Below are 22,818 nucleotides of genomic sequence, written 5' to 3'. Positions count from 1 at the left end.
GCTAATTCCTCTCGATCGAAGCGATAATCTGGGACATCGCATCCCAGCTCTGTTCGGCCATAAGACGTTCCAGAGCCCCCTTATCAGTGATGAGCTTGACCATGTCCTCGTAGAATCCCTGCACCTCCTTTCTGTTGGTCGCGGAGATGGTCACAAGGAAGACAACGCGAACCTGGTGCTCCCCCCATGTAACGTCTTGATCGAGCACCCCCACGCATACGATGGTTTTCTCGCCCACTGGGCGTATTGGATGAGGCATTGCAACACGCCCTCCGAACGCCGACGGGGCAACGCTCTCCCTCTCCCAGACAAGCTGCTCGTAGTCCTCAGGCTCCTCGATTACGCTTTGTATTCGCTCGCACATGAAGCGAAGGACCTCTTCGCGCGTTGTTTGGGGCAGGTGAGGCAGAAATAGCTCCTCAGAGAAGTAGCACGCAAACGACCCCGACCGCTGCTCGCCCTCGAGGAAATCTCGAATATCCCGGCTATCAAGCTCGTCAAAGAGCATCCCGACCTGTCGTACAGGAGCAGGCAGTTCCTTGTTGAGCGGCACGGTGCTGAATATATAGTCGATGGTCTTGAAATCTATCGAGTCAAGTTCTGAGGGGTCGCAGGTCTGAGCGGACTCGATGTAGGAGCCAAACTCCTTCAGGTACTGCCACTGGAGAAGGCGCGCGGTTCCAGCACCAGAAGCGCACACAATCAAAATCCTCTTCTTACATGGCTCGACGCGTCGTTCGAGGGCAAGGGCATAGGCGAGGGCGAGAAATCCGACCTCGTCGTCACTAAGCTCGGTTTGATAGCTCCGCGCAAGCACCGAGGCCGACTCCCGCCCCATGGCCCACGCAAGGGGGAAGCGCGCGACAATATCCTCGAGAATTGGATTCTTTACGTCCAAATGAAACCGAAGTCTAGTAACCAGCGGTACGAGATGCTTCGCGAGGTTCATCCTGAGCTCAAGGTCATGTCGCAGGTCAAAGCGAAACGTTTCCCAGACGGAATCAAGCATCTCGCCGACCATGTTCCAAATCTCATCGGAGATAACCATTCCCTCGCCATCCGAGGCGCTCTTCACGTGCTTGCTGGTGAGATGAATGCAGATGTAGGCAATCTCATCCTCTGGCAGATGGACTCCGAAGCACTTCTCGATCTGAGCCGCGATAGCCCCTGCTACCTCATACTCCTCCGATTCGGCCAGAGCATCGACTTCCTGCCTGCCCACAGAGACATAGCTTCCATTTCGAATTCGCATAATCGCAATAATGATGTGAATCAGAAGGTTTTGATAGACGGCGGAACCGATATTCAGGCGCCCCTCTATCTCCGCATTGATTATCCCTGCGACGTCGTCAATCTCACGATCGAGCTCGTCTGTCCCTATCATCCCGCGAACGTTCCTCGCCCAGGCATGCGCAAGGCATATTCGACGGCTCATCTCAGGGCCCAACACGCGAATCCCGTAATGGGGCTTCCTCTCAAGTGTGAGACCGTAGCGCGTCAGCTCCCGCTCCACATGAGAGAGGTCATCCTGAACTTTGCGCCGTGAGGTGTAAAGCGCCTCGGAAAGCTGGTCAATCGTGACCCACCGCGTCCGACACAGCAAATCGTTCAACAGGTACTGAACCCGACTCTCACTATCATCGGGGAGCCCGCTTCGGAGGGCACGTTCGGCAGATCGATAACAACTCTCGAAACCCTCCGCATCGGAGATATCAAGAGAGTAGCCGTGCGATCGCTCTGAGACGATGCACGCATAGGGACTGAGTTCGCTGTTCGCCTGGGCGATACGCGACCGAATCGTCCGAGTGCTTACTGAAAAGCGCTTGGCCAGGCCCTGCGAATCCACGCCAGGTTCACTGAGAATGGCCTGCACGATGTCAAACACGTTCTCGTTCACGCTTTCCACCTCCTGAATTCAGGATGCGTCTACCGCGAGACGCTTTCCACGCCGCATATTTCCGCAATACTGGAAGAGCGGCGGCGTAATCGCGCGGTAAGCAGATTTGTCGTTTACAAAACAATATATCTATTCGTTATGTTATTGCTGGGAGCTTCCCCCGTTGTTGAACGGTCTATGAGCTCGAACAGGCGCCCCTATTTGGGAACACCGTAAATCTAACGTCTTGTCCCGGAAAAGGACATACTGCTAAATGTGCCGCCAGCCACTACACGTGCACCCTCACCGCGCCGCGCGGAACCGGCACGCCAAAGAGCGCCCGCTCGAGCCCCATCCCGCACCGCGTTGCGCGCAGGAGCCGCTGGTGCAACTCTGCCACCTCCTCCTCGGAGGCGGGACCGCCCGGCTGGCGCGGGACGGCGCCCTCGAAGAGCGCGACCGCGCGCATGAGGGCCGCATGGTCTGCCATCTGGTCGAGCTTGATGGTGTTTATCGTCCACCCCATGTGCTCGAGCGCCTCCTTGCGACGCAGGTCCTTCTCGGGGTCGAGGTGAAACGCCAGGCTGTCGTACTCCACGCCGCGGCGAACGCCCGGCCAGGCAACGTCTATCGAGCAGCTCCTCGTCCCCGTGATGACCGCCGCCACCTCATCGAGCGGTACCTCGTAGTTGAGCTCGGGCCTCACGAAGGCGAGGCCCTTGTGCCGTCCGGGCAGGAAGAGCTCCGCCGACAGCGCCGTCTCCATCGGCGAGCGGGCGCCGTCACGCACCCAGCGCAGGGCCTCGCGCGCCCGGCTGACGCCATAGAGCCCGGGAAGGGCGCTCACGGCCTCCCCGATCTTCTCGACGGACGTGAGCGGCGGGCGCTCGTAGTATCCGGAGACCATCTCCGAGAAGTGCGAGTATCGGCCGCAGAGCTCACAGCCCAGCACGACGGCGCCCACGAGGGAGGACTTCCTCGCCATCTGGATGAAGCAGAGCTCGGGACCGGCGGCATACACGCCTGGGGAGAGCTCCAGCAGCAGGCCGCCCGGCATGACGGCGGGACCGAAGTGATGCGTCTTCACGCCGGATGACTGAATCTCACGGGCGGACCTCGACACGAGGACGTGGATGGGATCCCTTCGGATGCCAAACGAGCGCACGTCGAGGGAGCGGAGCTCGCGAGAATCAGTCGAGATGTCCGCGAGCCGCAGCGGCTCCGCCACGTGCGGATACATCCTCACCTGCGGCGGAACGCCGCGCAGGAGCTCAAGGGCGGAGCTGTGAGAAAGGATGACCGGCATACCACTCCCCTCGCTTGGGAGCGATGGGGGTCGCCTGAGGACACTCTATCACAGGCGGGTTTGGCGGTCAGCCCGGACCTCACGATGGTAGTTCGAGAATTTACCTACTTCAAAACCATGTAGCAACTCGCCTCGGAAGGGCCGTTTCCGACATTTGGCCCGGGTTGCTACATGGTTTTCCATGTAATAAATACCTGAATCAAGGAGGAGGTCAGCGCCGGGCGAGAAGAACGGGCGGGTCCGTCCACGGGAACGATCCGGCCCGGACTCGGGGACGACCCGGCCCGGGCTAAAAAAGGGGACGGGGCCGAAGCCCCGTCCCCTTGGACGTGCGTATGCCGAGAAGGACTAGTCCTGGTTCTTCTCGATGCCGCGCATGACGGCCTTGTAGACCTCCATGATCGGGATGATCAGAAACGCGAGGCCAAGGGCCGCGGCGAGGGCCTCCACCGGGAGCTCCATGAAGCCGAACATCTCGGCGAGGAACGGGACCTCGACGACGATGACGGTGAGGACGAGCGCGAGGATGGCGGCGCCCCAGAGCCACTTGTTCTGCTTCTTCATGCTGAACAGCGACTGACGGCGGCTGCGCATGTTGAAGCAGTGGAAGATCTCCACCATGGACAGGGTGATGAACGCCATGGTGACGCCCTCCTCGTCGGCGGTGCCGGCGATCATGTCCGCGATGTTGATGTAGCCCATGTCGAGGTAGACGCCCACGAAGAACGAGGCCAGCACCAGGATGGTGATCACGATGCCCTGGAAGAGGATGTCGACGCCCATGCCGCCCGCGAAGACGCCGTCGGACGCTTTGCGCGGCTTGCGCTTCATGATGTCACCCTCGGCCTCCTCCATGCCGAGCGCGAGCGCCGGGAAGCAGTCCGTGATGAGGTTGATCCAGAGCAGCTGGACCGGCTGGAAGATCGTGAAGCCCACGAGCGTGGCCACGAAGACCGAGAGCACCTCGGCGATGTTGGCGGAGAGCAGGAACTGGATGACCTTGCGGATGTTGTCGTAGATCCTGCGGCCCTCCTCCACCGCGTTGATGATGGTGGCGAAGTTGTCGTCCGCGAGGACCATGTCCGCCACGTTCTTGGTGACGTCGGTGCCGGTGATGCCCATGCCCACGCCGATGTCGGCGCGCTTGATGGACGGGGCGTCGTTCACGCCGTCGCCGGTCATGGCCACGATCTTGTCGCGGCTCTTCCACGCGTCGACGATGCGGGCCTTGTGCTCGGGCTGGACGCGGGCGTAGACGCTGTACTGGGTGACGGCGTCCTTGAAGTCCTCGTCGGAGATCTTGTCGAGCTGGGCGCCGGTGATGGCCTCGGAGGCGTCCTTGCAGATTCCGAGGTTCTTGGCGATGGCCACGGCGGTGTCGATATGGTCGCCGGTGATCATGACCGGGCGGATGCCGGCCTCCCTGGCCTCGGCGATGGCCGGGGCGACCTCGGGACGCTCGGGGTCGATCATGCCGGAGAGGCCCAGGAAGGTGAGGTCGTGCTCGAGCGCCTCGGGACTGCAGTCGGCAGGCTTCTCGTCATGCACGCGCATGGCGGAGGCGAGCACGCGTAGCGCCTGGTTGGCCATGTCCTTGTTGGCGGCCATGATCTTCTCGCGGCGGGCGTCGGTGAGCTTCTCGACGGAGCCGTCGGCGTTCATGACCGTGGTGCAGCGGCCGAGGACCACGTCGGGGCCGCCCTTGGTGTACTGCTCGAAGGTGCCCTCGGGGGTCTTCACCACGACGGACATCATCTTGCGGCCGGAGTCGAACGGGGCCTCGCCCACGCGCGGGTACTTGTCGGCGTTGCCGCCCTCGTAGAAGCCGAGCTTGGCGGCGTCGTTGACGAGCGCGCACTCGGTGGGCTCGCCCACGGACTCGCCCTTCTCGGGGTCCCACTTGGCGTCGGAGCAGAGGGCCATGGCGCGGACGTGCAGGTCGTCGGGGCCCTCGACCTCGTGCTTGACGACGGTCATCTTGTTCTGCGTGAGGGTTCCGGTCTTGTCCGAGCAGATGATCTGGGTGCAGCCGAGCGTCTCGACGGCGGTCATCTTGCGGATGATGGCCTGGCGACGGGACATCTTGGTGACGCCCATGGAGAGCACGATCGTGACCACGGCCACGAGGCCCTCGGGGATGGCGGCGACGGCCAGCGACACGGCGACCATGAAGGTGTCGAGGATCATCTCGGGGTTGGAGCCGAGCTCGGAGCCGTGGCGGATGAGGTCGACGGCGAAGATGATCACGCAGATGGCCAGCACCAGCTTGGTGAGGATGCCAGAGAGCTCGTTGAGCTTGATCTGGAGCGGGGTGAGCTCCTTCTTGGCGGTGGTGAGGGCATCGGCGATCTTGCCCATCTCGGTCTTCATGCCAGTGGCGGCAACGACGGCCTTGCCGCGGCCGTAGACCACGGTGGAGCCCATGTAGCACATGTTCTTGCGGTCGCCCAGGGGCACGTCGTCGGTGCCGGCGTCGAGCGCGATGGCGTCGGTGTGCTTCTCCACGGGCACGGACTCGCCGGTGAGGGCGGCCTCCTCGATCTTCATCGAGGCGCTCTCCAGGACGCGGCAGTCGGCGGGCACGGAGTCGCCGGCCTCGAGCAGGACGATGTCGCCCGGGACAAGCTCGGCGGAGGGCAGGTGCGCCATCTTGCCGTCGCGGATGACCTTGGACTGCGCGGCGCTCATCTGCTGCAGGGCCTCGAGCGCCTGCTCGGACTTGGCCTCCTGGACCACGCCGAGCACGGAGTTGATGATGACGACCGCCATGATGATGATGACGTCGGCCCACTCGGACTCGCCCTGGATCATGCCGGTGACGGCGGAGATGACGGCCGCGACGATGAGCATGATGACCATCGGGTCGGCCATCTGCTCGAAGAAGCGCTTCCAGAGCGGGGTCTTCTCCTCCTTCTCCAGCTCGTTGGGCCCGTACTGCGACAGGCGGCTCGAGGCCTCCGCCGCGGTCAGGCCGCTCTCCTCGTCAGAGGAAAGCTCGCCCAGGACCTTGTCCTTGGACTCTAGGTACTCCTTCATTCAGTTCCCCTCCTGGGAATTCGGCGCCCGGCAGATTGATGCCCGATCATAATTCCCCAGGAAGGGGCAAGGGCCCATCAAGGCTGCCATGCCGGACGCATGGACAAGAAACACGAGGCTTATTCTACCCGACGCCGGACCTACATTTCCCTGTTCCTTTTACTCCTCTGGCGGTTGCGTCCCGCGCCGGCGGATAGTGCGGCGACCACGACGGCCACAGGCGCCGTCAATGTGAGCGCCGGGAAGAACCATGCGAGGTCGACCGACCCAAAGAGCGCCCCGCCGATCACGGGGCCGAGCGTCATGCCGACGTCGAACCCCATGTAGTACGTGCTGTTGGCAAGCCCCACGCGCCCCGCCCCCACCGCGCGCACGGCCGTTGACTGGCAGACCGAGCACATGACGCCGTAGCCGCCGGCCATGAGCGGCGCCGCGAGCAAAAGCCCCGCCGGGCCGTCCATGGTGGCGAGAAGGGCGAGCGACGCCGCGGACGACGCGCCGGACGCCACCACGAAGGGCACGAAGCCCACCCGGTCGAACGCGCGGCCGAGAAGGACGCGCAGCGCCATGAGCGCGGCGGCGTAGACCGTGAAGAAGGCGCCCGTGGGGACGTCCAGCCCGCGGGCCTCCGCGTAGCTCACGAGGAACGACTGGGTGGCCATGTACGGGATCGTGAAGAGCGCCACCACGACGGCCGCCGGGACGGCGCGACGATCGAGCAGGCGGAGCCGGGGGCGCACGTCCTTCTCGCCCTGAGCGCCCCGCCCGCCCCGCGTGGCTCCCCCGTCACGGACGAGAAGAACGCCTGCGAGCGAGAGCGCCGCGAAGGCGGCGGAGAGGCCGAGCGCGGGACGGTAGCCCAGCGCGTCCGAGACGGCGATCCCGAGCGCGGGCCCCACGGCCATGCCGAGGGCGTTCATGAGGCCGAAGATCCCCATCCCCTGCCCCAACCGCGCGGGCGGGAGCGTCTCGGCGAACCACGTGGACATGCACACGGAGCAGAGCGAGTAGCCGGCCCCGTTGGCGAGGCGCATGACGGCGAGAAGGGCGGTGCTCGGCGCCAGCGCCTGCCCGAGCGCGGTCACGAGCATGAGGGCAGCGCCCGCGAGGGCGAGGCGGCGCTTGGGGAGGCGGTCGGAGAGGTTGCCGGCGACGGGGCGCACGACGAGCGAGCACGCGTTCATGAGCGCGGTGAGCACGCCCATCATCGCAGCGGTGGCGCCGAGCGTCCCGGCGAAGCCCGCCACGAGCGGGTTCGCGAGCATCGTGCTCGCCAGGTAGCAGAACGTCGCGGCGAGAAGAACCGCGCCGTTGCGCGTCACCAGCATCTCCTCACCTCCCCTCGCGCACGGCAGGGGGACGGAGCGGTAGCGGTCCCTCCGTCCCCCGTCACATGCTAGACCTCATCCCAGAACTGGTCGCCCACGACCTTGAAGCATATCTTCTTGATTGCTCCGGGCTCCGCGCCCGGGGTCACGAGGTTGGGCATGTGCGGCTCGCCGATCATGAAGACGACGAAGCGCCCGCCGGCGAGGCACCCCTCGAGGAGGTCGTCGTTGCCCTCGGCCGCGTGGCAGTAGCCCTTGTCCGTGGCCTCGTCGAAGTCACCGGCGGGCACCGTGGCGCCCGGGGTGGTCTTGAAGCACTCGGCGCCCTCGAGGTCGATCTGGACGTCCATGTACTTGCGGTGCGTCTCGAAGCGGGCGTCCTTCTCGTACTTGGTGCTCGCGTTCATGACGTTGGCGTAGACGCGGTTGCCGTCTATCTGGGTGATGCCGAGCGGCAGGTCGGCGGGGTCGTTCTGACCCAGCCAGTCGATGAGCACGTCGAGGCCGCGGGAAAGCCCGCGATAGAGCCCGATGGCGCCCAGTCCGTCGTAGATCATGGTGTTCTCCTCTCGTTTCTCTGACAAGCCTGTCAAGGTTGCGCGACTAGCGGCAGCCCTCGCCCGAGGTGGGGTTATAGGTGCCGGCACCGCGCTTCTCGCCGATGACGTCCTCCTCGCGCAGCGTCACCCACTTCACGCCGCGACGGGTCTCGAACGCGTACGCGAGGTGCAGCATGCCGTCCGCGGCCTGGATGAGGCAGGGGTACTCGTACTGCATGTTGTTGGAGCGGTTCTCGTCGCCCACGTAGCCCTGGCCGCGCTCGATGTGACGGATGAGCGGGAAGGTCTTGCCCCCGTCCTCGGACAGGGCGATGGAGACGGGGCAGCGGAGGCCGGGCCAGGCGCCCTTCTTGCCGTATGCCTGCGGGGCGCTCGAGTGGTTGTAGGCAACCGCCACGCGGCCGCTCGCGAGCCTCGTCGCGGCAATGCCGGAGTTATTGTTGGGCAGCGGCGTGGGCTCGGGAACGCTCCAGGTGTCGCCGTAGTCGAGCGACTCGCTGCGATAGACCCAGTCGGCCTCTCGGCTGCGCATGAAGGCGACGAGGTGGCCGTCCTCGAGCTCGACGACGCTCGGGTGGACGCGGCCGGCAGAGCCCGGCATGTCCACGCGACGCCACGTGGCGCCCTGGTCGTCGGAGATCGCAAAGGCGCTCGGGTCGCCGGCGAGGCCGCTCGCGCTGTCCGTGCAGAGCCACAGGCCGTAGATCCAGCGGCCGTTGGAGAGGACCTGAATCGCCTGGCGGGCGAAGGTGCCCTCCTCGGGGAGGACGACCTCGGGCTCGGACCAGGTGAGGCCGTCGTCCGTGGAGACCTGACGCTTGATGACCGAGGTGTACTGCATGTTGTCCTTGCCGGGCTCGCGGCCGCGCTGCGAGGTGTACATGCACCAGACCTCGCCGGACGGCGCCAGGAACAGCGACGGGTTCTGGTTTGAGAACTCGTTGTCACAGGAGACGTAAATGGGCTTGCTCCACTGGTCGGAGCCCTTTTCGAGGCGCGACACCACGATGTTGATGTCCGTATCCCCTTCGAAGGTGCCCGCGAACCAGCAGCACAGGAGCGTGCCGGCAGGCGTCTCCACGAGGCCGGGGCCGTGGGCGGACGCCCAGGGGCCGGGCGGGAGCATGGCCTCGGTGAGCTTCATCTCAGGGTCGAAGTAGATCTGGCCGTCGGGCGTGAGCCCGGGGAGGGTCTTGACTGCCATCTTGCTTCCTCTCTTCTTTCATGTGACGAGAAGGGCCCGCCCCGTGGGGAGCCAGGGCGGGCCGGGGGAGAAGCTACATCGGGAAGACGATCAGCGCGCCAGCGCACAGGAAGAGGATGCGGACGATGTACTGCGGGATCGTGAACTTCCAGAACTCGACCATCGTGTACTTGCCCATGCCGTAGGCCATGGCGGGCAGGCCGTCGATCGGCATGTAGTGGCCAGCCCAGCCGGAGAGCGTGACGGCAACGCAGGCGGCCATGGGGTTGTAGCCGAGGCCCTGGCACACGGCGATGGCGAGCGGGGCGAAGATCATGACGATGCCCACCTGGGAGCCCGTGAAGCACGCGAACGTGGAGCAGAGCACGGTGAAGATGACGAGAAGGACGAACGGCGGGATGCCGGTGCCGATGAATCCGGCGACAGTGTTGCCGACGAGCGTGGAGAGGCCGGAATCGGCGAGGGCGTTTGCCACGGGGATGACGCCGGCGGTCATGAGGATGATCGGGCTGAAGAGGTTGTCGCGGAACTCGTTGAAGTCGAGCACCTTGATGAGGAGCATGAAAATCGCGGCGGCACCGGGGATGATGTAGGAGAGCTGGCCGAGGGTGTCGACGAACATCATGGCAACGATCGAGATGACGAAGGCCAGAATCGTGGCGACCTCCTTCCAGGAGGCCATGGCAGCGGGGCCCTCGCCCGCGAGCGCGGCAGCGTTCTCGACGGTGGGCTCGGCGACGGGGTGGCTCGGGAGGAACTTGTAGCCGATGATGGCCCAGACCAGGAAGCCCGCGGACAGGAAGAACGTCACGATGGCGAACTGCACCATGGTGATGCCCTCCTGGAGGCCGGAGGCGGCAAGCACGGACACGGCGACGCCATACTGCAGGGCGACATTGATCGGGATGAGCGGGTGGTTGGACGCGATGCCGAGCGGGAGAACCAGCTTGGAGCTGGGAAGCTTATCGCTATAGGGCATGGTGACCACGAGCGAGAAGATCAGGACGTAGAAGGCGGTGGAGCCCATGCCCAGGATGGAGGCGCCGAGCATGACCACGATGAGCAGCATGACGTAGCTCTTGAAGCCGCCCTTCTCGACGAGCTTGGTCATGACATCCTTGACCTTGTTGATCATCTGGGTCTTCTGGATGGCGGCGAGAATGACCATGAAGAACGCGAGCATCCACGTGGTGTTGTTGGTGAAGCCCGCGAACGCATACGAGATGTCCCATGCCTTGGGCAGCTCCGTCATCTGGCTGCCGAAGAGCGAGCCAAAGATGACGATGAGGACGCAGCACGCGATCGGCGGCATGCCGAACGGCAGAACGTCGAAGAGAATCATCGCGATCATCGCGACGAGAACGACAAGCGAGAGAATCATCGCAAGTGTCATTATTCTCCCAACTCCTTTCAAAAATAGACAGACGTGCGAGAATCACTTGCGAGGGCCGTCGTCCGCCGGATGACGGACCCCCGCTTTCATCGGGCTCTGCGAGGCCTCCAGTCGCCAAACCTCGGCCTCGCAGAGCCCACCCCCCTACTCCTGTGCCTTGGCGGCCCTCCCCGCCGCCATGCGCAGTGCGTAGTCAATGGCGTTCACGAGCGAGAGCTCGTTGGACGTCCCCTTGCCGGCGAGCGCGAAGCCTGTGCCGTGATCGACCGACGTCCTGATGATGGGGAGGCCGAGCGTGACGTTCACGCCCTCGACGGCCTTCCAGGAGCCCGCCTCGCGGTCGTACACGAAGCCGAGCGTCTTGGTGGGGATGTGTCCCTGGTCGTGGTACATGCAGACGACGATGTCGTACCAGCCGCCGTTCATCTCGGAGAAGACGCTGTCCGGCGGGCAGGGGCCCACGGCGTCGATGCCCTCCGCACGAGCGAGCTCGATGGCGGGGATGATCTCGTCGATCTCCTCGGTGCCAAAGAGGCCGTGCTCGCCCGAGTGCGGGTTGAGGCCCGCGACGGCGACCTTGGGGCTCTCGATGCCGAGGTCGCGGCACGCCTGCCACCCCAGCCTGATGACCTCGAGGACGCGCGGGGTCTTCACGCGGTCGCACGCCTCGCGCAGCGAGCAGTGCGTGGACACGTGCACCACGCGGAAGTCGTGGTGGGCGAGCATCATCGCGTAGTGCTTGGTGCCGGTGTAGGTGGCGTAGATCTCCGTGTGGCCGTCGAAGTGCATGCCCTGCGGCGCGAGCGCCAGGTTCATGGCCTCCTTGTTGAGGGCGTTGGTGACGGTGGCGTCGACCTTGCCCTCCATGGCCAGCTCGATCGTGCGCTTGACGCTCTGGAAGGCGGCGTTGCCGCCCTCTGCGGAGACCTCGCCCAGCTTGAAGGAGGCCACGTCCTCGATGAGGTCGAGGTGGTAGACGTCGATCGTGCCCGCCTGGAACTTGGCGTCCGCGACGTCAGAGACGGGGTTTACCTCGATCTCCGGATGGTTCACGAAGCCCTTGGCCTGCTCGATCATCTTTGCGTCACCGACCACGATGGGACGGCAGCGCTCATAGAGGGCGGGGTCGGAGAGCGCCTTCACCGTGATCTCCGGGCCGTTGCCGGCCGGGTCGCCCATGGTGATGGCGACGATGGGGAGCTCGGCCGCCATTAGCACATCCCCTTAGCCTTGTCGGCCTCGAGCGCGGCGCTGAGCGCCTCGACGCCCTCAGGGCAGAGATAGTTGAACGGCGCGCGGCACTTGCCGACGGGATAGCCAAGAAGGTTGACGGCGGTCTTCACCACGGTGTTGGGGTTGCCGTACTTGAAGCAGTCGCGCAGCGGCGCCACGGCCGCCTGGCAGGCCTCGGCGGCCTCGTCGTCGCCCTTGGCCCAGTTCTCGTAAATGCCCACCATGTTCTTGGGGTAGACGTTTGCGCAGCCGGCGATGGCACCCTTCGCACCGCGGCGCAGCGCCTTGAGGATCAGGGCGTCGTTACCGGAGAGCACGCCGAAGTCCATGTCCTTGGTGAGGTCGATGTAGGCGGAGAGGTTGTCCCAGTTGCCGGAGGAGTCCTTGGCGCCCACGATGTTGTCGATCTTGGCAAGCTCGACGATGGTCTCGGGCTCGAGGGCGTTGCCGGTACGCGCCGGGATGTTGTAGAGGACGATCGGCATGTTGGGCACGGCCTCGGCAACGGTGGTGTAGTGGACGATCAGCTCGTGCTGGCTCGCCTTGGCGAAGGACGGCGTGATGACGGAAAGGATGTCGGCGCCCGCGGCCTCGGCCATCTTGCACTGCTCGATGGTCTCCTTGGTGGAGATGCAGCCGGTGCCGGCGTAGACGGGCACGCGACCGGCGACCTGGTCGATGACGGTCTCGAGGACGAGCTTCTTCTCGTCGCCGTTGAGGATGTAGCCCTCGCCGTTGGTGCCGAACGGGAAGATGCCGTGGATGCCGGCCTCGATCTGGCGGTCGACCTGGCGACGCAGCTCCTCGAGGTTGATGGACTCATCCTCGTTCATCGGGGTGACGATGGGGACGACGATGCCCTTGAGCTCAGTCATGTCCGTTTCCTTTCTTCTCATTACCGGGCGCACCCGGTCCTTCCTGACGTTTTTCTCGGCCCCTAGAGGACCTGCGCGTAGATGGCCTTGGCGTCCTCGAGCGTGACCTCGCGCATGTTGTTCACGAGCAGGCGCTGGACGGTCATGCCAGCGGCGGCGAGCTGGTCGACGTTGGCGTCGGTCACGCCAAGCTCGTCGAGCTTCTTGGGGATGTCGAGGTGCTCACGATTTGGTCCATGCGCTCGATGACGGCGGCGGACTTCTCCTCGACCGTGGCTGCGTCGCCGCGGATGGCGCGGTCATAGGCGGCGGCGAGGCGCTCGCGAATTGCCGGCTCGTTGAAGTGCATGACGGGGCTCAGCAGGATCGCGTTGGAGACGCCGTGCGCCACGTGATACTTGCCGCCGAGCGGGTAGGACAGGGCGTGGACGGCCGTGGTGCCGGAGGCCGTGATGGCGATGCCGGCGTAGAAGCTCGCGATCTGCATGGCGCGCTTGGCGTCCATGGCCTCCGGGTCGTCGCAGGAGGCCTCGATGTTGTTGATGATGAGGTCGAAGGCCTCGAGGGCAAAGACGTCGGAGAAGGGGTTGGCCTTCGTGGACGTGTAGCACTCGATGGCGTGGCAGAGGGCGTCGATGCCCGTGGACGCCGCGATCGGGCGCGGGAGGTTCTTGATCATGCGGGCGTCCAGGACCACGTAGTCGGCGATCATCGCATCGTTCACGATACCGACCTTGAGCTCGTCCTCGGGCACGGCCACGATGGCGTTGGGCGTGGCCTCGGCGCCGGTGCCGGCCGTAGTGGGGACCATGAAGGTCGTGAGCTGCTTGGTAGCGCGGGACGGGTCGGCGAGAAGGTCGTGGACGGTGTAGGCGTCCGTGGCGCAGACGCCGGCGAGCTTGGCCGCGTCCATGACCGAGCCGCCGCCCACGGCCACGATGGCGTCCGCGGAGGCGCCCTTCACCTGGTCTACGACGTTCTGGACCTGGGAGTAGGTGGGCTCGGCGGGGATGTCGTCGACGATCTCGTAGGTGGCACCTGCGGCCTCGACGGCCTCGAGTACCGGGTTCACCAGGCCGAGCTTGTGCAGGGACGCGTCCGTGAACACGACGACGCTCTTGGCACCCTCGCGGCGCAGCGCCTCCGCGAGCTCGTCGGTGGGGTTCTCGCCCCCGTAGACGACCTTGGGGAGCCTCAGGGAATACTTGCTAAGCATGGGCACACTCCTTTGCCATCTCACGGGAGCGGCCCGCCATCTCGACGAGGAGCTCCCTGCTTCCAAACCCACCTGACTTTGAGAAGATCACGAGCCTCTGGCCCCGGAGATCGAGCTCGAAGCCGACAATCCCCGGCGCGGGCTGGTCGAGCGGGCGCACGCGCTCGACCCCCGACTGAGCGAGGAAGCTCGCGAGGATGTCACCGCCCGTAACGAGCACGCGGCCGTGGAGGCCCTGCTCGCAGATGCTCACGAGAATCGCGCCGATGTGGTCCGCGACGACCTGGCGGACATCCGTGCCCTCGGGCACGAGCCCCGTGAGGTCCTCGAGCCCCGACCCATCGACGACGGTGAGGGGGGCATTCCCCCACGACTCGCTCGCGCGGGAGACGAACGAGCGGCCGTCCTCCGAGTCGAGCCAGGAGTCGTCGCACTTCTCGCGCTCCCCGATGCGCATGACGCGGGCACCGGAGCCCTCCGCGAAGCGGCACTGGGCGCGGGAGGCGCTGTTGACGCTCCCGCAGACGGCGAGCAGGTTGCCACTGTCAAGGCTCTTCTCGCCGTGCATCCGACCCAGGTCGAGGACGCCGGCGAGGGCGTCGGTCACGCCCGCGCACCCGGCGACGACCCCGAGCTCCCCCGCGTCGCGCAGCTCCCGGACGCGGGCGACCATGGACTCGGTCGAGGTCGCGTCGTAGATCACGATGCCGCTCGCGTCGAGCGGGGCGGGAGAGCCCTCCTCGACGAGGTGCACGGGGGCGTCGGTCTGGGACGAGACGAGCGCGCGCACGTCCGAGACCCTGACGGGCTCAAAGGGGTCGCGCCCGAAGGCGCTCTCGGCGACGGGAACCCCGTCCACGTAGTGGACGCCCCCGCGCGTCACGCGGCCCATCTCGGGCAGGGCGGGAATGAAGTGGATCCTCGGAAGGCCCGACGCGCGCCAGGCGGCGGTGAGCTCGGCGCCGACGTTTCCGCGCAGGGCGGAGTCCGTCTTCTTGACGACGCAGGGCACTCCCGCCTCGCGCGCGACCTCCACGAGCGCGGCGACGCGCGCGGCAGCGGAGACGGCATCGAGGTGCCGCGTCCCGGCGTTGACGGAGATGGCGGCGGGGCACGAGCTCACGAGCTCGCACGTAACCCCCTCGGGGGACGTGGCGACGAGGACGTCGGCGGGGAGCAGGCACACGCCCGCGTCGAGCGCGCCGGTCAGGTCGTCCGCTATGAGCATGGTCTTTGCCATGGTGTCCCTCCTTTTCTCTAGGCTCATCTTGCCGGTCCTGATTTGGCCGTTTAAGCCTCTCCTAAGGCAATTACTGTTACAATCTGAAACGTCTTTGCCGAAGAAAGCGTTTCAATATTGGACGATTGGAGACGCATGGCGGAATACCGGGTTCTTCTCGTCTCCCCCTACCCCGAGCTCGTGGAGGTGGTGGGTCGCGTATCGCGCGAGTTTCCCGACCTCGACGTCGTGGTCCACCAGGGCGACCTCTCGCAGGGCCTCGAGGTGGCGCTCGGCAACATGGAGTCCGACTTCGACGTCATCGTCTCGAGGGGCGGGACCGCCCAGATGCTCGAGGACGAGCTCTCCCTCCCGGTCGTGGAGATCGACGTGTCCGCGGCGGACCTCCTCGAGGCGCTCGCGATTCACAACCCGCGGGGACGGCGTTGTGCCGTCGTGGGGTTCTCCAACGCGCTCGACGCGGTCCGCGAGGTGGCGGACTTCTCCGACTTCGACCTCGACATCTACGACGTCTCCTTCGAGGACGAGCTGCCCCTCGTGCTTGAGGACGTCTCCGCCGGGGACTACGAGATCGTCCTGTGCGACACGTTCTCCCAGGACGCCTGCACGAGGAGGGGCATGGACGCCCATCTGCTCATGTCGGGCGAGAAGAGCGTCGCGAAGGCCCTGCGACAGGCGCTCGACTTCTGCGAACGAACGGATGCGCTGCGGTCGCAGAACCACGTGCTCTGGCAAATCATCCGAAGCCTCCCCACCAAGACCGCCCTGTTCGAGGGGTCGGGCAAGCTCGTCTACGCCAACCTGGGCGAGCACCGCCAGTCCCTTCTCGCCCTCATGCGCAACCATCTCGGCGGGCCCATGTCGGAGCGCCTGGTCCTGCACCGAGGAAGGCGCACCTACCGTGTCTCCAAGACCTCCTTCGAGCTCGAGGGGGGGCCTCTACGTTGCCTACAGCGTCCTGGCGCAGAGCACGCCCTCCGCGGAGAGCCTCACGGGGATCGTCCGTAGGAACCGTGACGAGGTCGAGCGGACCTACCACGAGAGCGTCTTTCACGCCGTGGAGGCAGAACAGGGGTTTTTGCCCCTCATCGCCGCGGCGTCGCGCGCGAACCGCCCGGTCATGCTCGAGGGCGAGGTCGGAACTGGGAAGGCACGCATCGCCGAGCTGCTGTACCTGAGCGGTTCGTGGAGCAGGAGGCCGTTCGTCACCATCGACTGCCCGCTCATCACCGAGAAGAGCTGGGAGCACCTCATGGACTCCCCCTCCTCGCCACTCTACGGCGAGGGTGAGACCCTCTGGTTCAAAGCCGTGCACGCCCTCTCCCTCGAGCGGGTGCGCCAGCTCGTCGACGTCATGGTGCAGACGGGTGTCTGCGAGAGAGACCACGTCATCATCTCTGCCAACGACAACCCTGACGCGACCGAGACCGACGTTGTCACCGAGCTCGTCGAGTCCCTGCGCTGCCACGTGCTCACGGCGCCGCCCCTCAGGAGGCGCCGCGACCTCCGCCGCGCCGTGGGCCTCTTCCTCGACTCGGAGGCCCGCCAGGCGGGAATCGCCCCTCCCCTCGTCACCGACGAGGCGATGGACCTCCTGCTCGCCCATCCCTGGCCGCGCAACTACATCGAGCTCCGCCAGGTCCTCCAGCGCGCAGGCGCCACGGCCGAGGATGGAACCATGCGGGCGCGCGACGTGCGCGAGGCCCTCGACCGCGAGGGCGCCACGCGCTTCTCGTCCCTCGACACGCCGAGCGAGACCTCGAGCATCGACCTCCTTCGCCCGCTGCGCGAGATAGAGCGTGACATCGTGCGCATGGTGGTGGAGAAGTACGGCGGCAACCAGACGGAGGCCGCGCGCACGCTCGGCGTGAGCCGCACCACAATCTGGAGAATCCTCAGAGACGAGACCCCCGCGTGACGCAACGCCATCCAGCTTCACCTGCATGAGAACGTTCTCTGAAGCAAGAAACACACGCCTTACGTTGCGTTTGCCTGTACTAAACTGAGTGGGCGTAGGATACGTGTCGCGCGCGTCCGAACGCGCGCTGTGAAAGGACCCCCCTATGAACATACTTTTCTATGGAACCGCAAGCTACGACAAGGACTCCTTCACGAGGGAGCTCAAGGACTACCCCGAGATCAAGATCGACTTCACCGAGACCAACCTCACGCCCATGACCGCCGCCCTCGCCAAGGACTATGACGCCGTCTGCGCCTTCGTCAACGCCGACTGCGGCGCCATGACCCTCGAGATCCTCGCCGGCCTCAACGTGAAGCTCCTGCTCATGCGCTGCGCGGGCTTCGACGCCGTCAACGTCGACAAGGCCAAGGAGCTGGGCATCAAGGTCACGCGCGTCCCCGCCTACTCCCCCGAGGCCATCGCCGAGCACGCCATGGCGCTCGCCCTGGCCGCCAACCGCCGCATCTGCAAGGGCTACATCCGCGTCCGCGAGAACGACTTCTCCCTCGACGGCCTCGTCGGCGAGACGCTCCACGGAAAGACCGCCGGCATCATCGGCACCGGCCGCATCGGCGCCGCGCTCTGCCGCATCTGCAAGGGCTTCGGCATGAAGGTGCTCGGCAGCGACCTCTATCCCAACCAGGGCCTCGTGGACGCGGGCGTCATCGACGAGTACGTGGACAACGACGAGCTCTATCGTCGCAGCGACCTCATCTCGCTCCACGCCTTCCTCAACGACGAGAGCCGCCACATGATCAACGACGAGTCCATCGCCAAGATGAAGGATGGTGTGATTTTCGTGAACACCGGGCGCGGCGGCCTTGTGGACACGCAGGCGCTCATCCGCGGCATCCTCTCCGGAAAGATCGGCGCCGCGGGCATCGACGTCTACGACGAGGAGGGGCCGAACGTCTACCAGAACCGCGCAGGTCAGGTCATTGATTCCATCACCGCGCGCCTCTGCTCCTTCCCCAACGTCGTCATGACGAGCCACCAGGCGTTCTTCACCCACGAGGCCCTCGGCGAGATCGCGCGCGTCACGCTCGACAACGCGCGGGCGTTCGCCAACGGCACTGACTTCGTTGAACGCAGCGTCGTCTGCTAACATCGGTCAGTTGGCTCAGGCCATCGCACATACAAGAGAGAGGTACACATGGCGTTCAACAAGAAGAAGACCAAGATCGTCTGCACGATGGGACCCGCGACCGAGGATGAGGAGGTGCTGCGCCAGCTCATCCTTCACGGCATGAACGTCGCGCGCTTCAACTTCTCCCACGGCAGCCACGAGTACCACCGCAAGAACATCGAGCGCGTCCGTGCCCTCTCCCGCGAGCTTGGCATCCCCGTGGCCATCATGCTCGACACCAAGGGCCCCGAGGTTCGCACCGGCCTGCTCAAGGACGGCGAGAAGGTCGCGCTCGAGACAGGCAAGACCTGCATCGTGACCACCGACGACGACGTCGTCGGCACCGCCGAGCGCTTCTCGCTCGACTACAAGCCGCTCCCCTCCGAGGTCGAGGAGGGCACGGTCATCCTCATCGACGACGGCCTCATCGGCCTGGAGGTCGTGGGCGTCGAGGGCACCGACATCACCTGCAAGATCACCAACGGCGGCCTGCTCGGCGAGCGCAAGGGCGTGAACTTCCCCAACCTCAACATCAACCTGCCGTCGGTGACCGCCCAGGACCGCGCGGACATCATGTTCGGCTGCGAGCTCGGCATCGACGCCATCGCCGCGTCCTTCATTCGCGACGGCAAGGCCGTCGAGGAGATCCGCAAGATCTGCATCGAGATGGGCGCGCCCGACGTCCTCATCTTCCCCAAGATCGAGAGCGCCCTCGGCGTCAAGAACTTCGACGAGATCCTCCACGTCTCCGACGGCTGCATGGTCGCCCGCGGCGACCTCGGCGTCGAGGTTCCCGCCGCGCAGGTCCCGCACATCCAGAAGACCATCATCAAGAAGTGCAAGCAGCACTACAAGCCCGTCATCACGGCAACGCAGATGCTCGACTCCATGCAGCGCAACCCGCGCCCCACGCGCGCCGAGGTCAACGACGTCGCCAACGCCGTCTATGACGGCACCGACTGCGTCATGCTCTCCGGCGAGACCGCAGCCGGCAAGTACCCGATCGAGGCCGTGAAGACCATGTCCGAGATCTGCAAGGAGACCGAGAAGTACCTGCCGGAGCGCAAGGAGTACTTCGACCGCGGCGGCGTGCGCAACGTCAACGGCGCCACCGGCTTCGCCGCGCTCGAGATGGCCGACCGCGTGGACGCCAAGTGCATCCTCGCCCCCACGAACTCCGGCCGCTCCGCGCGCCTGATCTCCACGTTCCGCCCGAGGATGCCGCTCTTCGCCACCTCGCCGCGCGAGCAGACCATCCGCCGCACCTGCTTCTACTGGGGCGTCTACGCGTACCGCACCACCGAGCAGGGCTCCCTCTCGAGCACGCTCTACGACGCGCTGCTCACCGCCAAGCGCAACGGGCTCGTCGAGACCGGCGACATCGTGGTCATCACCGCCGGCGACCCGCAGACCTCGCCGCGCCTGGGCGACTACACCACCTCCACCAACGTCGCGATGGTGGCCCAGGTGCAGTAGGCGGTCACCTCTTCCCGCGAGCTGTGAGGCCCCGCGATGCTTCCTCCAGGCGTGCTCTTCGAGAAACGCCCTCCGGAAGCATCGCGGGGCCTCTCGCTGTCGGGGCGCCCTTGTCGGCTGGGGTTTGGGGCGCGAGGTTCTTCTCGCTTGTTGCGCCAATTGGGGTTGTGGCAATCATGCCGCTTCCGGCGTTGTCCAGACGGGGGTTATGGCAGCAATCGGTCTGCCATAACCCCCGTTCCCGCAACGCATGGCGAGAAACGCCCTGTTGACGCGACCCGACGATTGCCGCAACCCCGATCGTCGCAACGCGCGCGAGACCCGGATTGCCGCAACCCCGATCGGCGCAACGCGCGCGGGAATCCGGACGGGCGCGCTCTCGTCCTTGTTGAAAAAGCTCCCCCGCTCGGAGAACATGGAGGGCATGACACGGCAACCCAACGAACGAGGAGGTCGCATGGGCAAGCTTGAGGGAAAGGTCGCCATCGTCACAGGGGCGTCCAAGGGAATCGGCGAGGGGATCGCCCGCGTCTTCGCGCGGCATGGCGCCAAGGTGGTCCTCGCGGCGCGCGGCGAGGACGTGATGGCGCTCGCGCAGGAGCTTCGCGACGCGGGCTTCGACGCGCTCGGGGTGCGCTGCGACGTGTCCAGCTACGAGGACTGCCAGCGCCTCGCCCAGGCGGCGCTTGACGCGTACGGGCACATCGACTTGCTCGACTGCAACGCCGGCATCTGCGTCCTCGGCGACTTCCTCTCGGCGGACGACTCCTGGCGGGACAGCCACATCGATATCAACGTCAAGGGCGTCTGGAACGCCTGCAAGGCCGTGGCCCCCGCAATCATCGACGCCGGCGGCGGCGCCATCGTGATCACGAGCTCGGTCACCGGCGACATGGTGGCGGACCCCGGCGAGGTCGCCTATGCCACCACCAAGGCCGCGCTCGTCGGCTTCACCAAGGCCCTCGCGCGCGAGCTTGCGCCAAAGAACGTGCGCGTGAACTGCATCTGCCCCGGCTACGTGCGTACCCCGCTCGTCGATGGCATGGCCCAGCAGTCCGACCCCGACGACCCCGAGCGAGCCATCGCCGCCATCGCGTCGGCAGTGCCCCTCGGCCGGCTCGGCACGCCCGAGGAGTGCGGCGAGCTCTGCGCGTTTCTCGCCTCCAGCGAGTCGAGCTACCTCACCGGCACGCAGGTCGTCATCGACGGCGGCTCCACGCTGCCCGAGACCTCGTCGATGGGCCAGTAGGGCGGGCGTTTCCTCCCGCGAGGTGTGAGGCCCCGGGCGTTCCTCCGAGAAGTGCGCTGCGCGGAACTTCTCTCCGGAACGCCCGGGGTCTCTCGCTGTCGGGGCGCCCTTACCGCTGGGAAAAGAGCTCCTCCGTCGGCTGTGGCCGGCACTCATAAGTGCCGGCTTGAGGCGGGATGCGAGCCGGCACTTCTCGCCAAATGCCGAGAGGCAGCCGACACTCCTCCGCGCACAGCCCGAAAGATGCCGGCACTCCTTGCCGGCACTCATACGTGCCGGCTGCGGCCTTATCGGATGGAGTGTCTGCGAGGCAGGCCGAGACGTCGCCCCTACCGCTCGCAGCGCCAGTAGTACGCCGAGTAGGGCCTGAGCTCCGAGCCGCCGCCGAAGTCGTGCTCCTCGCCGGTGATGAGGTCCACGGCGCGGCCGCACTGGGCGTCGAAGTGCACCGTCGCGGGCTCGCCGCTCGCGTTGATGGCCACGATCACGCGCTCGCCCTCGCTGCGGCGCTGGAAGACTAGCTGCTGCGGCTGGCACTGAAGCTGCGTGTAGTCGCCCCACACGAGCGCCTCGCTCCCGGCCCGCGCCTTCGCCAGCGCGGCGATCCAGTCCGTGAGCTCGTTCCACTCCGGCGCGTCGAGCGCGGGGCGCAGCTCGTGGTCTCCGGGGAGCTGCTCGCCCTCGATGCCCCACTCGCTGCCGTAGTAGACCGCCGGCACGCCGCTCATGGCAAAGAGCAGGCCGTAGAGCGGGACCAGCTGGTTCTTGTCGTCAAGCTTGGTGGCGATGCGCGGCACGTCGTGGTTGTCCACGAAGTCGAGCATGTGTCGGCCGGTGTAGAGGTCCCACGGGTGGCTGCCGCTCTGGCGCTCCAGCGCGTAGGCGATCTCGTGCATGTTGGCCGCGTTCATGGAGGACCACAGGCCCTTGTAGGCCTCGTAGTTGGTCACGGAGTCGCAGAGGTCCTCGCCCATCCACTGGTTGTAGTCGCCGAACATCGTCTCGCCCACGAGCGGGAACTTCTCGCCGCGCTCGCGCCCGATCTCGTCGGCAAGGCCGCGCAGGGAGCGCAGGTAGCCCTGGTCCAGGCAGTACGCCACGTCCAGGCGCAGGCCGTCGATGTCAAACTCGCGCACCCAGCCGCGGATGACGTCGGCCAGGTAGTTATTGAGGTCCTGGTTCCAGTGGTTGAGCTTCACCAGCGCCGCCGCGCCCTCCCAGCAGCTGTAGGAGAGGCCGTCGTTGAAGCAGTTGTTGCCGTTGAAGTCGATTTCGAACCAGCCGACGTACGGGCTCTCGCCGCGGCGCTGCAGCACGTCCTGGAAGGCCCAGAAGCCGCGCCCCACGTGGTTGAACACGCCGTCGAGAAGGACCTTGATGCCGGCGGCGTGGCAGGCGTCCACCACGGCGCGCAGGTCCTCGTTGGTGCCCAGGCGGCAGTCCACGCGCGTGTAGTCGCGCGTGTCGTAGCCGTGCGCGTCCGACTCGAAGACGGGGTTGAGCAGGAGGCACGTCGCGCCCAGCTTGGCCATGTGATCGACCCAGCCGTCATCAATGAGCTTGAGCAGTCGGTGCTCGAGCACGCCGTCGTTCTCGTGCGGGGCGCCGCAGAGGCCAAGCGGATAGATCTGATAGACAAAGGAAGGCTCGTACCAGCTCATGATGGAGCTCCTCTCAAAGACAGCGGACCCCCAACATTCTAGCGGCCTCCCGCTCGCCTAATTTCGCCATGGGCGAGCG

General features: G+C 65.8%; 18 protein-coding genes. 5 read left to right on the top strand and 13 right to left on the bottom strand.

Annotated elements, in window-relative coordinates; all coding sequences use genetic code 11:
* Position 1 precedes the first annotated feature (1 nt).
* The 12 genes from E0L17_RS11230 to E0L17_RS06430 all read right to left on the bottom strand — a co-directional run bounded on the left by E0L17_RS11230 (position 2) and on the right by E0L17_RS06430 (position 15,267).
* Positions 2-1,897, bottom strand: coding sequence for a BglG family transcription antiterminator (locus E0L17_RS11230; RefSeq protein WP_167930443.1), 1,896 nt, complete (start codon positions 1,895-1,897; stop codon positions 2-4).
* Positions 1,898-2,165: 268 nt separating this feature from the next.
* Positions 2,166-3,182, bottom strand: coding sequence for a hypothetical protein (locus E0L17_RS06475; RefSeq protein ID WP_167930442.1), 1,017 nt, complete (start codon positions 3,180-3,182; stop codon positions 2,166-2,168).
* Between the two features lie 348 nt (positions 3,183-3,530).
* Complete coding sequence (locus tag E0L17_RS06470) at positions 3,531-6,218, bottom strand: cation-translocating P-type ATPase (RefSeq protein ID WP_167930441.1); 2,688 nt, start codon at positions 6,216-6,218, stop codon at positions 3,531-3,533.
* A 140-nt stretch (positions 6,219-6,358) separates the two neighbouring features.
* Positions 6,359-7,540 carry an MFS transporter gene (locus E0L17_RS06465; RefSeq protein ID WP_167930440.1) on the bottom strand — a complete coding sequence of 394 codons (1,182 nt, stop codon included), beginning with the start codon at positions 7,538-7,540 and terminating at the stop codon, positions 6,359-6,361.
* Between the two features lie 74 nt (positions 7,541-7,614).
* Positions 7,615-8,103, bottom strand: a complete 489-nt coding sequence (locus E0L17_RS06460; protein ID WP_167930439.1) for a NanQ anomerase/TabA/YiaL family protein — start codon at positions 8,101-8,103, stop codon at positions 7,615-7,617.
* Between the two features lie 46 nt (positions 8,104-8,149).
* Complete coding sequence (locus E0L17_RS06455; RefSeq protein ID WP_167930438.1) at positions 8,150-9,310, bottom strand: sialidase family protein; 1,161 nt, start codon at positions 9,308-9,310, stop codon at positions 8,150-8,152.
* Between the two features lie 73 nt (positions 9,311-9,383).
* Positions 9,384-10,691: an SLC13 family permease gene (locus E0L17_RS06450; protein ID WP_206109033.1), complete on the bottom strand. Its 1,308-nt coding sequence runs from the start codon at positions 10,689-10,691 to the stop codon at positions 9,384-9,386.
* A gap of 156 nt (positions 10,692-10,847) precedes the next feature.
* A complete protein-coding gene (pdxA, locus tag E0L17_RS06445) occupies positions 10,848-11,915 on the bottom strand; it encodes a 4-hydroxythreonine-4-phosphate dehydrogenase PdxA (protein ID WP_167930436.1) in 1,068 nt (355 codons plus the stop codon).
* A complete protein-coding gene (dapA, locus tag E0L17_RS06440; protein WP_167930435.1) occupies positions 11,915-12,811 on the bottom strand; it encodes a 4-hydroxy-tetrahydrodipicolinate synthase in 897 nt (298 codons plus the stop codon). The genes pdxA and dapA overlap by 1 nt, the downstream gene beginning before the upstream one ends.
* 62 nt (positions 12,812-12,873) lie before the next feature.
* Complete coding sequence (locus E0L17_RS11070; RefSeq protein WP_286163330.1) at positions 12,874-12,996, bottom strand: hypothetical protein; 123 nt, start codon at positions 12,994-12,996, stop codon at positions 12,874-12,876.
* Complete coding sequence (locus tag E0L17_RS06435) at positions 12,993-14,027, bottom strand: iron-containing alcohol dehydrogenase (RefSeq protein WP_206109032.1); 1,035 nt, start codon at positions 14,025-14,027, stop codon at positions 12,993-12,995. Before E0L17_RS06435 ends, E0L17_RS11070 begins: the two co-directional genes overlap by 4 nt.
* Positions 14,020-15,267 carry a four-carbon acid sugar kinase family protein gene (locus E0L17_RS06430; RefSeq protein WP_167930434.1) on the bottom strand — a complete coding sequence of 416 codons (1,248 nt, stop codon included), beginning with the start codon at positions 15,265-15,267 and terminating at the stop codon, positions 14,020-14,022. Before E0L17_RS06430 ends, E0L17_RS06435 begins: the two co-directional genes overlap by 8 nt.
* Positions 15,268-15,402: 135 nt before the next feature.
* Here E0L17_RS06430 and E0L17_RS06425 point away from each other — a divergent pair, with 135 nt between their 5' ends.
* The 5 genes from E0L17_RS06425 (at position 15,403) to ucpA (ending at position 21,078) form a co-directional block, all read left to right on the top strand.
* Complete coding sequence (locus E0L17_RS06425) at positions 15,403-16,275, top strand: PrpR N-terminal domain-containing protein (RefSeq protein WP_167930433.1); 873 nt, start codon at positions 15,403-15,405, stop codon at positions 16,273-16,275.
* Positions 16,276-16,324: 49 nt separating this feature from the next.
* Positions 16,325-17,185, top strand: coding sequence for a helix-turn-helix domain-containing protein (locus tag E0L17_RS06420; protein WP_167930432.1), 861 nt, complete (start codon positions 16,325-16,327; stop codon positions 17,183-17,185).
* A 145-nt stretch (positions 17,186-17,330) separates the two neighbouring features.
* The gene (locus E0L17_RS06415; protein ID WP_167930431.1) at positions 17,331-18,332 is read left to right on the top strand and encodes a 2-hydroxyacid dehydrogenase; all 1,002 of its coding nucleotides are present in this window, start codon (positions 17,331-17,333) and stop codon (positions 18,330-18,332) included.
* A gap of 48 nt (positions 18,333-18,380) precedes the next feature.
* On the top strand, positions 18,381-19,829 hold the full coding sequence (pyk, locus tag E0L17_RS06410) for a pyruvate kinase (protein ID WP_167930430.1): 1,449 nt from the start codon (positions 18,381-18,383) through the stop codon (positions 19,827-19,829).
* Between the two features lie 457 nt (positions 19,830-20,286).
* Positions 20,287-21,078, top strand: coding sequence for an SDR family oxidoreductase UcpA (gene ucpA, locus E0L17_RS06405; RefSeq protein WP_167930429.1), 792 nt, complete (start codon positions 20,287-20,289; stop codon positions 21,076-21,078).
* A gap of 329 nt (positions 21,079-21,407) precedes the next feature.
* Here ucpA and E0L17_RS06400 read toward each other — a convergent pair whose 3' ends face one another.
* Complete coding sequence (locus E0L17_RS06400) at positions 21,408-22,739, bottom strand: alpha-amylase family glycosyl hydrolase (RefSeq protein WP_167930428.1); 1,332 nt, start codon at positions 22,737-22,739, stop codon at positions 21,408-21,410.
* Between the last annotated feature and the right edge of the window lie 79 nt (positions 22,740-22,818).

The sequence above is a fragment of the Olsenella sp. SW781 genome (assembly GCF_012027725.1).
Lineage (GTDB): Bacteria > Actinomycetota > Coriobacteriia > Coriobacteriales > Atopobiaceae > Thermophilibacter.
Note: the sequence above shows the minus strand (reverse complement) of the source record. Positions and strands in the feature narration are given on the sequence as shown.

Excerpts from the sequence above, each read along its gene's own strand:
- E0L17_RS06475 (WP_167930442.1), bottom strand. The coding sequence starts at position 3,182 with ATGCCGGTCATCCTTTCTCACAGCTCCGCCCTTGAGCTCCTGCGCGGC.
- E0L17_RS06470 (WP_167930441.1), bottom strand. The coding sequence starts at position 6,218 with ATGAAGGAGTACCTAGAGTCCAAGGACAAGGTCCTGGGCGAGCTTTCC.
- E0L17_RS06460 (WP_167930439.1), bottom strand. The coding sequence starts at position 8,103 with ATGATCTACGACGGACTGGGCGCCATCGGGCTCTATCGCGGGCTTTCC.
- E0L17_RS06455 (WP_167930438.1), bottom strand. The coding sequence starts at position 9,310 with ATGGCAGTCAAGACCCTCCCCGGGCTCACGCCCGACGGCCAGATCTAC.
- E0L17_RS06450 (WP_206109033.1), bottom strand. The coding sequence starts at position 10,691 with ATGATTCTCTCGCTTGTCGTTCTCGTCGCGATGATCGCGATGATTCTC.
- pdxA (WP_167930436.1), bottom strand. The coding sequence starts at position 11,915 with ATGGCGGCCGAGCTCCCCATCGTCGCCATCACCATGGGCGACCCGGCC.
- dapA (WP_167930435.1), bottom strand. The coding sequence starts at position 12,811 with ATGACTGAGCTCAAGGGCATCGTCGTCCCCATCGTCACCCCGATGAAC.
- E0L17_RS06435 (WP_206109032.1), bottom strand. The coding sequence starts at position 14,027 with ATGCTTAGCAAGTATTCCCTGAGGCTCCCCAAGGTCGTCTACGGGGGC.
- E0L17_RS06430 (WP_167930434.1), bottom strand. The coding sequence starts at position 15,267 with ATGGCAAAGACCATGCTCATAGCGGACGACCTGACCGGCGCGCTCGAC.
- E0L17_RS06425 (WP_167930433.1), top strand. The coding sequence starts at position 15,403 with ATGGCGGAATACCGGGTTCTTCTCGTCTCCCCCTACCCCGAGCTCGTG.
- E0L17_RS06415 (WP_167930431.1), top strand. The coding sequence starts at position 17,331 with ATGAACATACTTTTCTATGGAACCGCAAGCTACGACAAGGACTCCTTC.
- pyk (WP_167930430.1), top strand. The coding sequence starts at position 18,381 with ATGGCGTTCAACAAGAAGAAGACCAAGATCGTCTGCACGATGGGACCC.
- ucpA (WP_167930429.1), top strand. The coding sequence starts at position 20,287 with ATGGGCAAGCTTGAGGGAAAGGTCGCCATCGTCACAGGGGCGTCCAAG.
- E0L17_RS06400 (WP_167930428.1), bottom strand. The coding sequence starts at position 22,739 with ATGAGCTGGTACGAGCCTTCCTTTGTCTATCAGATCTATCCGCTTGGC.